Below are 13,399 nucleotides of genomic sequence, written 5' to 3'. Positions count from 1 at the left end.
TCTACCTGGTCATGAAGGGTACGTACTCGGGTATCTCGCCGAGCATGCTTGCTGCAAGCATCCGTGCCTGCACTTCGAGCACACGACGGTAGGTGATCTTGTATCCGTACGTCGGATGCGTGACCTCGTGGTCGAGCCGCCGCTCGTAGGCGGCGATGACTGCTCGGCGTGCTGGCTGCTCCAGCGCCACTCCCCCGGCCCGGACGACGAACCCGTTCGCGGCCACCTCGCCGTTGTTCACGGCGTTCACGACGACTGACTCAGCAATGATGGGGCGGAACTCCTCAGCAAGATCGAGCGCGAGCGCCGGTCTCCCGAATCTCGGCCGGTGATAGACGCCCAGGTAGGGATCGAAGCCGACCGAGAACGCCACCGCCGTGAGATCCTTGACCAACAGGGCGTACAGGAACGACAGCAGACAATTCACGGGATCGCGGGGAGGCCGCCGGTTGCGCCCACCGAAGTCGAATGTCCCGAGGCGGTCGTCCTTCAGCATCGTCGCGAAGCTGCCGAAGTACGAGCGAGCGGCGGCGCCTTCGATCCCGAGCAACGACTCAACCGAATCAACCTCAGCAGCCTTGGCAGCGAGCTCCTTCAGCTGCGCGACGGCTGAGTCCACCGGTTCACGAGAGTTGCGCATCAACAGAGTTCGGGAGTTGCGGATCTTTCCGACAATCATCTGACGCGCCAACGGCAAGCCTGCCTGCGCTGCCACCGCGACCTGGCGCCGCCGCAGCTCCACATGCTTGGACGGCAGGCCATGGGCCATCCCTTGGAACCACCCCCCGTAGCTGAACCAGCACACCGGGATGTCCTGCCGGAACGCTGCGTGGAGAAGCTGAGTGGACACCTGCACATTGCCAGTGAGATTGATCTGCGACACATCGATCAGGCGCTCACTGCTGACCACCTCGCGGTTCACCATCACCTCGACCCGACGCTGACTGATGCCGAGCCGAGCGCCTTGCTGGCCGACATACAACGGCCGCGCAGCCGAATCGCGAGGCGTCAGGCGCCGAGGCGTCCCGTCAACACGCCCAGTGTGGAAATTGGTCTCGTCGGGAAGGCAGATACCCACCAACGAACAACGCGGACACTTCGGGCTGTCCACCAACGGCGGCGGCGGGTCATCGGCAGCAGCGACCTCGCGCAGCCGGTCGACAGTGTCGAGCGTCCGATGAACCAAACGATCATCGAACTCGACAGTTGTGCGCTCTCGTGACGAGGCGAAATAGAACTGGCCGTGATCGCAGTCGTAACCGTTCTCGCGCAAGATCAACCCGATCGCGGCCAGCTGCACCAGCTCGGGCTCCCACGCGGGGCCGTGCTTCGGCGGCCGGCCCCGCTTGACCTCGACCGGCACCACCCTGCCGTCAGAACCCTCGACGATGTCCGTCTTCGCAATGAGACCCAGACGCTCGGAACTCACGAGCACAGAGCGAGCGTCGCGAACCGGATCGCCCTCCGACGACTCACCCATCCGACCGCCGCCCCTGTCCACATTGCGATGCACATAGCGACCGTGCACCGTGTCGGCATTGTCCTCGAATCTGGCCTGCACCCATTCGAGATAGAACAACCGCGGGCAGTACACGAACTCATTGACCATCCGGGCCGGCACAAGCTCAGGAACGTCAGCCACGTCGAGGGGTCTACCCGACCGGCTTGAAGAGGCCGAGCCCAAAGTGGCTCAAAGAGCCAAGGGCGATGGGGCCTCTGACGGCATGTGCGAATCGGATTTCGACCATGGAGGCATACCGGCTGTTCGCCAAGCGCTCCTTGGGTCGCAAGCGATACCTGCGATACCGACGAGCGTCTCCGTCAATCACTTCGACAGAGACGGGCACCGGATAGTCGCGGTACGTCGTTAGCTCACGTTCGATCTCGGTCGCTATGTGGTCAGGCCAAGTGGTTCTCTTGGCGGGGTGCCTTCCGGGTGCGAATGGAGTGCACGAGGCCCAGACGAACGATGGCCCGACCAATTCGCGAGCAACGTCATCTACATCACCGAAGCCCTGAACTGCTATCGCGATGTCCGGAAAGCCCGAGACTGCGCGGCCGGCGCGTAACCAGTCGATCTGGGCAAGCGCTGCGAACTCATCGCCGTTCAACCGACTAGGTGCCCAGACGAGAAGCGACTCGATCGGCGACGATGGTCCCCCTCGGTCTTGACCGGGAAGAGAAATGTAGTGGGCGTGTTCATGCCTGCCGAGTTGCCGCTCTCCAGATGGCCGCTTGCCGCTGAGAGTCTCAGACGGGGTTCCGTGCTTGCTGAGCGAAGCACGTCTCAGCAACTCGCCCGCAACAACCGCGTTGGCCAGCGTCGGCCGAGGTCGGGGATGAACTGCGAACCGCACTGCCGCGTGTGTCGGTCGCCAGTCATCGGCGGTCGTCGGGACCGTTGCCGAGTCGATCCTCCGGTAGGGCACAAGGCGGCTCCCCGTCGGGAACAGCCGTCTGTTCCTCCGGACGACGTCCGGGCTCTGCATCAGGTCACTCAACTCGAGGGGTTGCTGGGCACACAGGATCTCGGCATCCGGCGGATCGTCCTTCGCTGCTGGTCGCCACGGGACATAGCCGGCGCGATCCTCGACTTGGTGCACCAACGCCACGTTGCAGATCGATTCCGACCTGCCCAAGTAAGGAATTCCGAGTGCTATTTCGTCGAGGGCCTTCAGTGCCGAAGGCGCCATGTCGGCGTCCCACTCGATGAAGATCGACGCGCTGGGGTTCATCACCGCAAACGTGTCGAAGGTGAGCGTCGTGGAGCGCTTGCCGACCGAACGATGAGCGATCTGGGGCATGTAATGGCGCAGGTGGGCAGGCTTCATCGCCGGGACGTGAATCGTTGGCGCACCTGCGAGCTGACCCAAGGCCGCTCCGACATCCTCGGCTGGGAGACTTGGACAGCGGGTCTTCCACGAAGCGGCCAGCGCTCGAAGAACGCGCCATGGCGATGGGGGCCACTCGGGCAGCCCTTCGTTCACATTGCGGCCCCAGGGAGTGGCGTGATACCGGCCCCACGGAAACTCCAGCCGGAGAACCGTGGTCACTTTGGGCGCTTCTTCCCATCTGACCACCGGACGATCATCGGAGGCTCAGCCAGGTCTCTGAGCTCGGGAATTTCTTGGTCAAGGAGAGTTCGTATCTCCGACGCCAGGGTCTCGCTGTCCGCGAGATCGATCGTCTCGTCGTCGTTTCGCGGTTCGAATTCGCAGGCTGTGCGTAGACGCAGTCCGCTGTCGAGCAGTGTGCGGACCTGCCAGCGGGCCACGGCGAGCAACAGGTTTGTTGCCTCCGGAGAGAGGCCATACGCCTCGATCTGGCCTATGTCGATCGACACATACAGCGTGATTGAGCGGGCGGTGTACTCCGTTCGGTGATACGGGACGGAGCCGTACCCTTCGGTGGATCCGCTGTCCCCTTGGCCGATCTTGTGCCGAACATCATCTCGCTTCACACCGCCGGAGTAGGCCTCTTTGACATCGACAGCCTCGATGAAGCCGGTGAGTGCGCGAGCAACCTTGGGCTGGCCAGGCCATTTCGCGTCGGCAAAGAAGACACCGTGGATCAGGCACAGGGGGTCCAAGGCGAAGATGGCAGCAGCCATGCGGTTCGCCGCGAGAGGGGTGTCGTCAGACAGCTCAAGGAGGGTGCCGAGGCTGGTGACCATGTCCTCGCCTTTGGCATTCATCGATTCCTTGACGAATGCCGAAGCCAGCCGATGCGCCTCAGTGCGGCTCGATGTCAAGTATCGACTGTCGTCTTCGGCTACGACCTTGATCCATGGCAATCCCTTGAGCGTCGATATCGGCTCGTGGAGCGCCTCACTCCAGCCCACGGCCTCGAACCGATTCGCCATGGACTGAGCGGATTCAACGAGGATGGCGTCGACCCACTCGCTGTTGCCGACCGGCTTCTCGAACTTGGCTGCGCCCAAGTCTGGGAAGCCGGTGGGTTGAAAGCGATCCGAGGGCACGGCCCTCAACTCGATCGCGTGCATTTCACGTTTGCTCATTGCTTGACTCCTGACTCTCTCGACTCGCAATCCAGCGAGTTCCGACTGTGCATTGGTGATTGAGCAGAAAACGGATCTGGCGCAGATCACCGTCGCCCCGGCCGAGATGCAGCAACAGCGCCGCTGCCAACCGGCTGCGCGCGACATTGGACCGTTCGAAGCTGTCGACGATGAGCCTCCAGCCGCGCCCGCGCAACAGTCGCGCAGCAGATCGTGCTGCGGCGTGGGCATGCCCAGTGCGGACTGCTCCGACCCACTCGGGTCGCGGGTGTACCGCGATTGATCGGTTGGGTCTTGGTTCTGCGTCGGTCGGCGCGACCGGCAATCGCCCTGCGAAGAAGGGAGCGAGCACCACATAGGCGGGCTCGCTCGCAGCATGGAGTCGGGCGACTGGATCATCGGGGACGGCCAGATCATGCCCGATGACACTGAACGAGTCCTTCCATTGCAGAAGCAGCAGGCCGCTGAGAATCGCACCTAGGCGTTCTTCATCGACCTGCCCATGCAGGAGGCGCCCGATGTCGGCGAGATCAACGCCGAGTCCGTAGTCGAATGCGAAGGGCAGGCCTGCGACTTGATCCGAAGCGTCGATACCTGATCGCGCTGAGCACGCGAGAGCAGCCCGAGCGCCCACGACATCGTTGAGGACATCGAACAGCGGGCGACGGCCGAGGTTCGGAACTCTCGGCCCGCCCTTCGCCCAACCCAAACCGAATGAGGTCAGGACGACCGGACGGAGAAGCGTCATGAGGCTTCCGCCCACCGCCTCCGCGGCGGTGGGCCGCCCCGCAGACATGCGATCGCTCAGCGAAGCAAGGCCTGCTGCGATCCGAAACTCAACGGAATCATCGTTGAGTTTCGGCACCCACTCTCGGGCTGAGAGCCCCGAAATCGGCTCAAGACGTCGGTCCTGCCGATACTTGGCTGACCGGGACGCGGCTTGTTCCGTCTCGGCGAGCACGGCAAGCACCGTCTGGAGACGGGCAGCGCCACCAAACGTCGACACCGCGAACTGCTCCCGCTCGAGAGAGTTCAGCGCAGACCTGACCGCTGCAGGCACCCTGTTGAACTTGAATCGTGCCTTGCCGCCCCATCCATCGAGTTGACGCAAGAGATCGGCCTCAGGTCTCACCCGATCGCGAACCTTGAATCGCCCGACGGGTACGGCCAGCGGACTCTGCCCATCCCGAACGCCGATGAGATAACGAACGAACTCGTCAATGGAGCGATCAACGCCGAGCGTCGCCGTGGCTCGAACGAAATCAAGCCCCGAGCGAGCTTGACTGCGGCCCCACTGAGATCGCCCTTCTGAGATCAGGTGCTGGATCTCACGATGAGACAAGTCATTGCGCCACAACGGTGCCCACAACTCACCCTTTACGTTCTCACCTGTTGAGGCTGAACCGTAGCCACTCGCCGTTGCATCGACTGTGAAGGGCATGCTGGCCTTGCTGCCGCCCGTTTGGCTCTCAACACTGAGCCGCCGAGCAGCTGCGCTGGCGAACACCATGGCTCCCTCGATACCCAGCACAAAGCTCCACGGATTCGCGAGAGCCTTGCCATCCCCGACCGCGGAGGAATTTGGGCCGCCCTTGGCACCTGGGTCGAATTGGCTGGTACTGCTAGGAACGAATCGAACCTCGCCGACTCGAAACAGGGCATGACGAAGAAGCGCTCTCGATGTGGGGGCGTCAATGCGCCCCCGCATCGGTTGATTCGGCGAATCCTCCAAGAGCCCTGCTGTCTCTAGCTGCTCCAAGAAATTTGCCGACAGGTCCATCCTGCCGACGTTGCCCCCGGTGCCGAGAATCAATGGGTAGCGAATGTCGTCGTCGAGCAGGACCACCGATGCATCCAGCCAAGCGAGTGCTTCGTCCGGAAACGAACCGCGGCACAGCTCAATGAGCGGCGCCTTACCTTGCTTGAGGACCTTGCCGTCCTTGGTCAGCCCGAGTCGGCGTGCCCTGTGCCGTGCCTCGTCGGCGGCGGCTATCGCTTCGCGGTACGGGCCTAGCCGCGCCAAGTCACTGTTTCTGACCATCTCGACGACTCTTTGTGCGGATGGGGAGGTGGGCTTGCCCGCATCCTGAAAGCCGCCCCCGCTGTTCCAAGGGGCTACTGCCGGAGTGGGCTTGTAGTCCTCAGCAAAGAAGTCAACGAGATTGGTCTCGCTCAGGTACGTGCCGGAGATGACCAAGTGATCACCATCCCATCTGGCCGATGCATCTGGGTCGAGTTGCTCGCCCACCAGTCGGATGACCCCGAGACCTGTCAGGTAGCCAAGCAAGGGCTCGGCTCTGCACCCGTGTAGATGGACCGTGTTCATGGGGCCTGGCCAACGTTGCGGCTTGCCCGCCAATCCGCGCAGCGAACGACCATCTCAAGGAATGCCAGCCGAAACGGGCCGAGGTCGGAGCGGTCTCGCAAGGCGAGCGCGCGTCGCTCGTACCGATCGCGCCCTGTCGGAATCGTGAGTTGAGTCGCCGGAATCGTCCCGTCGCCGTGATCTACCTCCGGTAGTTCGGACCCGGGTGCGATGCCGAGCGTGGTGACGGCCTGATCATCGGTGCCGAGTTCTGAGGGCGGCCGACGGATCGACAGACGGATGCGCCCGTGGTGCGACGCGACGAGGTAGATCACTAGATCGGTTTCCCGGTGGTCACCCAATGCGGACGCACCCTCACTCATCAGGGCCAGGGCCGACGCAAGCTCGTGCCGGAAGAATGGTGGATCGAAGCGCAATGGCGTGCGGTTGCCCGTCTTGGCAAATGGACCGCCTGATTGGAGATCATCTCGCTCGTCATCGCGTGCAGTTGCCAGTGCCGCCTGTTGCCACACCTCCGATGCCTTTCCGATGTCGTGTAGCCGTCCGGCGACGATTGCGGCATGGTGCATTTCGGCGGTCAGACCGACAGCTCCGAACGCCTCGAGCAGCGTGGTGCACTCACGCTCGACATCGATGAGATGTTCGGTCAGCGGATACCAAGCGTCAGCGAGTGACGCTGGTTCGTCAGCCACTGCGACGTCTTCGTCGGGTAACGACCCAGCGCCAACCGATGGCGAGCCGGGTGGAGTGACGACGGCCACCGGCTCCTTACTCCTTGGATTCCAGCCAATTTCTGAGTCATATCCACCCTCGCTCGCATCGAGCACCACTTCGACCCCGTCGCGCAGGTCGCCAGCCTTGCATTCCGCCCAGGGCTGGTCGCGGTCGCGAGCCAAGTGATCGAGGAACCATGCCGAATTGCCTCTCCCCGAATTGCCCTTCCGCAACCATTGCACGAGCTCGGCTATCGGCACGCCGCAGAGTTCATCCCTACGCGGTGATGCCCCCGAAGGCTGCTTGTCGGCGACTTCGCGCCATGCCACTTGGACCGTGCGATCGCCTCGGTCACGAATGAACCGGGCGACATCGACATCGTTACCGCTCAGATCTGGAGTGGTGTCGAACAAATCGATCAGATCCTTGCGTCGAATCACGGGCGTGATCCGGTCGACTGTGCGTACGTCAGCGTTCTGCAATCTCGTGGTCGATACTCGTTCCCCTTCAAGCGAGCGAAGCGCTGAGGCCGACGCATGCACGTCGTCTTCCTCATAAGGCAGAGACTTGGGCGGCATCGCCCACAACAGCTGAGCGTCGTCTCGTGCGCCGTCTCGGTTGCAGCGCCCGGCGCGCTGCACGATCGATGGCCACGGCGCAGATTCGGTGAACAGGACCGCTGATGAGAGGTCGATGCCAGCTTCCAGAACCTGCGTACTGACAACGATCTTTCCCGCCGGACCCGGTGGGGACAGAGCAGCCGCCGTGTGCGCCTCACGGTCGGCGGGCCGGTAACGAGAATGCAGGAGCACCACGTCGGCGTCTGGGCCGAGCTCCTTTAGCGCACTCCAGGCAGCTGTCGCTCGGTCAACTGTGTTGAACACTGCCAACGTGAGGGTGCCTGGTTGGTGGCGGTCAACCAGCTGTTCTGCGAGAGTTCGCTCCGGCCATTTCAGCGGCAGGTCGATCTCTGAGACGGTCCGGAGCGCATCCAAACGACGACTGAGGGCACCACGTCGATCTTGATCGTCGAGTTCGATCGTGGACCCGATGTCAGGCCGATCTACCGTGCTCAGGAGCCGCTCATCCACAGTGGCAGACATCCACGTGCTCGACGTCGGCAGAGCCGTGCCGAAGGAGTCACGGAACGACTGGAGCTGGCGGGTGTTGGGCGTGGCGACATCCATCAGCTGGATCTCGTCGAACACCCAGTGCGCTCCGTTGTTGAACCCCCCGAATGCCATAGGCCAATGCCACCGGCGATCGGCGTACCCGCGATTGAGAGCTCGGGACAGCAGCATGTCGATGGTCCCAACGAACACAGCGTCACGATCGGGACTGAGCCGCCAGTCGTCGTCGCTCCAGCCAGCCCCACCTTGAACCTTGTGAAGGGCGATGTCGCCATCCATGCCAAGGCGCTTGAGCCACGATTCGAATCGATCGGCGGTCTGCTCTACGAGGGTTCGCATCGGCAGCGCAACGACAAGCCAGTGGGGCGTAGTAGTGCGGACTTGGATGTCCGGATGCACGCGTCGGCGATAGAGCCATCCCAAGCCGACGGCTTCCGTCTTGCCGCAACCTGTCGGGACTCGCAACAACTCGGGAAGTCCGTCGTCAGCAACACGTCGCTGAAATCCATACGGCCTGAACCCTGTCGCTTGCAGGTACAGCTCCTCTACCGTCAGATCGGACCGCACCGCGAGAGTCGATCCATACCGAGGCGAGGAACTGGGCACGCGCGCAGGCCGATTTGTATCTGAGGCGGCGTCGTGGACCATTGATCACAGTTTGGTCGGGGGCTGTGACACGAACGGTGACCACCGCGTGATGACCTGCATCCAGTGGATCGCGTTGAGTGAATTTGCTCAGAGGTGCTCAGCATCTACAGGTCACCGATCGCCTGATGCCGCAGTCGGGCAGTCTCGTGTCCACACTTCTGAACAGCGCGTCGGCGTATTGCCGAATCGGCCGTTTGCGGCACAGGCAGGGGGTCAAGGGCCGAGATGGTCGATGGCGGCATGCCGCGGTGCTCCGCCGTCGGCAGCGACAGCATCACCACAGCGATCCAGTTCCAGCGACGAACGCGAGATGACTTGAAAACCATTTGAATGTACTGAATCGGCATTCGTACATTCGAGGCGCATCGCGTGCCGAGCAGCGGGAGAACGCATGGCTACCATTCAGTCTGTGGAGGAGCAGCCCGCAGCCACGGAGGCTGCCGACGGCCCGGATGACTCAACCGCATCCCGAGTGCCGACGGGCGGGAGCGACGACGGCAGGGGCAGCACGCAACCGGCCGCGACTGCCGACCATCGCACCAGCAGGCGCCGTCCCTTCCCCGGCCAGACGGCAGCAATCACGATCATCGCCGCGCTGATCGCGTCCATGACGCTGGCAGCCGTCACGGCGTTCAACACGCTCCGCTCCGACATCCTCTCGGTACGGACCGAGACACGAGACGAAATCGGATCGCTGCGGACCGAACTGCATGACTTCCGAACCGAGGTCGGGACGGTGCTGCTCGATCATGCCGAACGTCTCGCGCGCATCGAAGCCCTGCTCCTGAACAGCGCAGTCAACCCGAACCAGCAGTCCTGAGCTCCAGCCACAAGGACCGCTCCACAGGACGGACGTCGTCGAGCTGGTGCCCGATTCCGCCTCGGCGGCGGTACTTGTGACACCCCCTTCATACGGTTGTTCTCATGGAAACGAACGGCGAAGAGCAGGTTGTCAGCGATGGCTCCCCTGCGGTGGGTGCGACAGGCCACCCCTACAGGGACAGGCACGCCATCCGGTCGGGACAGCCTGCATTCGGATGGATCAACGGATCGACGGCGCTGCTGGACGGGTACCACGCTGCCAACGCGAACAGCCACAGGAGCAGCACGATCAGCCCGCACATGAGGTAGATCAGGGCTTCGGCCAGCAGCACTCTGACGGGTTGTTGCCGGCGTCTCACTGCTTGCCCCATTGCCGCAGACTCTAGATGGCTAGGAAATGGCCGGCTGCCAAGACCGATCCGTTCGAGCGGCAGGCGCGAGAGGCATTGAAAACCTTTGGAATGTGCCGGATCAATGGCCGTACGTTCGGGACGCATGGCTCGCCGAGCAGCGGAAGGGCACGTGGCTACCATTCAGGCTGTGGACGAGCAGTCCGCGACAGCAGGCGCGGCCAGCGAGGCAGAGGACGAGCACGGCGCGGCTGCGTCCCGGGAGCCCGCAGGCGAGCACGACGATGGCACGAACAGCACACAACCGCCGCCGATGTCAGGTTCGCGCGCCAGTCAGCGCCGGGCTTTCTTCGGCCCGACGGCGGCTGTCACGATCATCGCCGCGCTGATCGCGTCCATGACACTGGCAGCCGTCACAGCTTTCAACACGCTCCGCTCCGACATCATCTCTGTGCGAACCGAGCTGCGAGAGGAGATCAACGGTGAGATCGGATCACTGCGCACCGAGATGCGAGACGAGATCGGGTCGCTGCGCACCGAACTGCATGACTTCCGGACCGAGGTCGGTGCGGTGCTGCTCGATCATGCCGAACGTCTCGCGCGCATCGAAACCCTGCTCCTGAACGGCGCCGCCCACTCGAGCCAGCAGTCCTGAGCACGAGCCGCGACGACCGCTCCATAGGGCGGACGCCGTCGAGCCGGTGCCCGATTTCGCCTCTGCGGCGGTACTTGTGACACCCCCTTCGTACGGTTGTTCTTATGGAAACGGACGGCAGCGACCGGGTTGGCGGTGGCGACTCCTCTGCTGCGGGTGCCTCACCTGAGGCGTCTGCCGGTGTCGAGGTGCGGGTCGATGCCGTGGCGGTGTCTGCGCTGTCCGATGCTGCGCTGCATCGCAGGTTGGCCGAGATCGGCCGGGCGACGTCGGCGCTGGCCGCGCTGCGCAGCGAGACGCTGCGGGAGCTGACCCGGCGTACTGATGCCGCTACGGCCGAACAGACGGCCAAGGACACACTGAGGATTCCGGGGCGGGCGGCGCGCAGCGATGTGAAGCTCAGCGTGGCGCTCGGCGACCTCGACGCGACTCGCAGCGGTCTCGAGGAAGGCACGATTCCCGACGGGCACGCTCAGCTGATCGCCCGCGCGTCTACCGAGGGGCCCATCGACGAGGCATGGTTGGCCGACCGGGCTCAGCGTGAGGGGTACGACCAGTTCCGCCGCACCGTCGCCCGCCACCAAGCCGAGGCGAGCGCCGATGACGGCGCCTCTCTGCTGGAGCGACAGCGTCAGGCGCGTTCAGGGAAGGTCTTCACCAGCCGGCACGACGGCATGGTGGTGCTCAATGCCCAGTTCGACCCGGTCACCGGAGCCCGGCTGGCGACCGCGATCGCCGCGGCAGAACGGCGCCTCTACAGCAACGAAGACCCCAAGTCACGTCCGTCGCACACCCAGCGCACTGCGGATGCGATCGCCATGCTGATGCTCGAGCCCGAGGCTGCGCGGCCAGTCGGCACCTCACTGCTGGTGGTGGCCGACTACGACGCCGTGAACCACCGGCTCACCAACGCTCGCCTGTCAGACGGCACCCCCATCCCCATCGGTGAGATCGGCCGCATTGCCGCCGATGCACAGGTGCTGCCGGCGATCTTCAATCACGCAACCGGCGACCTGCGCATGGGCCGCAGCCGCCGCACCGCCACCGAGCTGCAGCGTGCCGCGCTCGCACTCCGTGACCAGGGCTGCATCGGCTGTGACGTGTCGCCCGACTACTGCCGGGCGCACCACATCATCGAATGGCAGCACGGCGGCCGTACCGACTACGACAACCTCGTGCTGGTCTGCAACGACTGCCATCACAAGATCCACGACCACGGCCACACCGTCGAACCAGTGCCCGGCACCGGCCGCTACGAACTGCGCTCTCCCGCCACGCCGCCGGCGACGGGTGACAGCAGGTCCCCAAGAGCACCCCCAGCCTGAGCGCCGGACGAGTCCGCGGGTTAACGGATCAGGCGCTCCAGAGGCGATCTGCCGGGACTACACAGATGCGATCTTCCAAGCGGTAGCTCATTTCGCCTGTACAGACAACGACGCCCGCCAGGAAGCTGTCGCCCAGTGTTTCGCGCAACGCACGCAGGCCGCTGGCGTCACGACGTTCGATACGCGACGCAGCCTTGACCTCGAACGCGACAACGGATCCATCCACGCGCTCAGTGACCAGATCGACCTCTTGGCCATCGTGAGTCCGCCAATGACCCACGGACGCGATGTCCTCGGTCCACGACGCCTGCTTGAGCAGCTCGCCGACGACAAATGTCTCAAAGAGATGACCGAACTCCACTCGCGCCGCCGGATCTGGCCCAACCAGACGTTCGGGCGTCAATCCCAGCAGGCGCGCAGCCAAGCCGCTGTCGAGCACATGCACCTTCGGCGATGCGCCCGCACGTGCCCGCAGCGTCCTACCCCATGCAGGCAGCCGACGGATGAGGAACAGGGCCTCGAGCAGCTTCGTATACGTCTCGGTCGTGGCGGCCTTGAGGCCGACAGCGCTGCCGGCCCGTGCCATGTTCAGCACCTGTGCCGTCTGACCCGCGAGACGCCTGAGCAACGCCGGCAACAGTTCGCCGTGGCGGACATTCGTCAAGTCTCGGATGTCCCTCTCCAATGACATCCGGACATAGTCGTCAAACCACCGGCGACGGCCTGCGGGGGTTCGAGCGACGGCAAGCGGCATGCCTCCGGCACAGAGCCGGTCGATGTAGTCGGCGCGAGTGGAGTTCGACTGAATCGGCGACACGAGTGAGTCGGGGTCGTTTAGTGCAGTCGTCAAGAAGTCCTCGGCGTGCGCTGTCATCTCACCCTGCGAGAACGGCAGCACGTCGACGATGTGAATGCGCCCGGTCAGCGCTTGCGCTGCGGTCGGCAAGGCGTCGAATCTCGTCGAACCGGTGATGACGAACCGCCCTGGTGCAAGGTTCCGGTTCAGTTCGGCCTTAATGGCATCGAGCACTACAGGTGCCTTCTGGAATTCGTCGATGCACACGGGCGCGGGCCCCGAAACGAAAGTTGCGGGATCGGATGACACTGCGTCGCGTACCGCTGGCTGGTCGAGATCGATCACCTGGACACCATGGCGACGGGCTATGTCGGCGAGCAGAGTCGACTTGCCCACGGTGCGCGGTCCCTGCAACGCCACCACCGGCTCGTCGCGCAACCGATCCAGCACGTTTGCGGCTATACGCCGGTCGATGGATTGCAGCATGTTGGGTATCGTAACTTGAATTAGGGATTTGGAGACTATTTTTCTAGGGATTTAGAGGTTATATTTCCAAGGATTTAGAGATGCGAGATCTAGGGATTTAGAGGTCATATTTCCAAGGATTTAGAGGCA

10 protein-coding genes are annotated in these 13,399 nt (G+C 63.6%); 3 read left to right on the top strand and 7 right to left on the bottom strand.

Going from position 1 to position 13,399, the window contains the following annotated elements; translation table 11 throughout:
* Position 1 precedes the first annotated feature (1 nt).
* The 5 genes from cas4g/cas1g to cas3g form a co-directional block, all read right to left on the bottom strand.
* Positions 2–1,642, bottom strand: a complete 1,641-nt coding sequence (cas4g/cas1g, locus tag ACOQPE_RS08250; protein WP_420608454.1) for a CRISPR-associated endonuclease Cas4g/Cas1g — start codon at positions 1,640–1,642, stop codon at positions 2–4.
* A 10-nt stretch (positions 1,643–1,652) separates the two neighbouring features.
* Positions 1,653–2,987 (bottom strand): type I-G CRISPR-associated protein Csb2, encoded by a 1,335-nt coding sequence (csb2, locus tag ACOQPE_RS08245; RefSeq protein ID WP_420611373.1) that lies wholly within the window; start codon positions 2,985–2,987, stop codon positions 1,653–1,655.
* 62 nt (positions 2,988–3,049) lie between these two features.
* Positions 3,050–4,018, bottom strand: a complete 969-nt coding sequence (gene cas7g, locus ACOQPE_RS08240) for a type I-G CRISPR-associated RAMP protein Csb1/Cas7g (RefSeq protein WP_420608453.1) — start codon at positions 4,016–4,018, stop codon at positions 3,050–3,052.
* Positions 4,005–6,344, bottom strand: coding sequence for a type I-G CRISPR-associated protein Cas8g1/Csx17 (gene cas8g1, locus ACOQPE_RS08235; protein ID WP_420608452.1), 2,340 nt, complete (start codon positions 6,342–6,344; stop codon positions 4,005–4,007). The genes cas7g and cas8g1 overlap by 14 nt, the downstream gene beginning before the upstream one ends.
* The gene (gene cas3g / locus ACOQPE_RS08230; protein ID WP_420611328.1) at positions 6,341–8,755 is read right to left on the bottom strand and encodes a type I-G CRISPR-associated helicase/endonuclease Cas3g; all 2,415 of its coding nucleotides are present in this window, start codon (positions 8,753–8,755) and stop codon (positions 6,341–6,343) included. The genes cas8g1 and cas3g overlap by 4 nt, the downstream gene beginning before the upstream one ends.
* Before the next feature lie 490 nt (positions 8,756–9,245).
* On the opposite strand from cas3g, the gene ACOQPE_RS08225 reads away from it, so the two are divergent.
* Positions 9,246–9,656: a hypothetical protein gene (locus ACOQPE_RS08225; RefSeq protein ID WP_420611327.1), complete on the top strand. Its 411-nt coding sequence runs from the start codon at positions 9,246–9,248 to the stop codon at positions 9,654–9,656.
* Between the two features lie 172 nt (positions 9,657–9,828).
* On the opposite strand, the gene ACOQPE_RS08220 is transcribed toward ACOQPE_RS08225, so the two are convergent.
* Positions 9,829–10,029 (bottom strand): hypothetical protein, encoded by a 201-nt coding sequence (locus tag ACOQPE_RS08220; RefSeq protein WP_420611326.1) that lies wholly within the window; start codon positions 10,027–10,029, stop codon positions 9,829–9,831.
* A 169-nt stretch (positions 10,030–10,198) separates the two neighbouring features.
* Here ACOQPE_RS08220 and ACOQPE_RS08215 point away from each other — a divergent pair, with 169 nt between their 5' ends.
* Complete coding sequence (locus tag ACOQPE_RS08215; RefSeq protein WP_420611325.1) at positions 10,199–10,663, top strand: hypothetical protein; 465 nt, start codon at positions 10,199–10,201, stop codon at positions 10,661–10,663.
* 104 nt (positions 10,664–10,767) lie between these two features.
* Positions 10,768–11,988: an HNH endonuclease gene (locus ACOQPE_RS08210; protein ID WP_420611324.1), complete on the top strand. Its 1,221-nt coding sequence runs from the start codon at positions 10,768–10,770 to the stop codon at positions 11,986–11,988.
* 28 nt (positions 11,989–12,016) lie between these two features.
* On the opposite strand, the gene ACOQPE_RS08205 is transcribed toward ACOQPE_RS08210, so the two are convergent.
* Positions 12,017–13,270: an ATP-binding protein gene (locus ACOQPE_RS08205; protein ID WP_420611323.1), complete on the bottom strand. Its 1,254-nt coding sequence runs from the start codon at positions 13,268–13,270 to the stop codon at positions 12,017–12,019.
* Positions 13,271–13,399: the final 129 nt, after the last annotated feature.

The organism is Candidatus Poriferisodalis sp. (assembly GCF_965219595.1).
Taxonomy (GTDB): domain Bacteria; phylum Actinomycetota; class Acidimicrobiia; order Acidimicrobiales; family Poriferisodalaceae; genus Poriferisodalis.
This window is presented reverse-complemented; position numbering and strand designations above follow the sequence as displayed.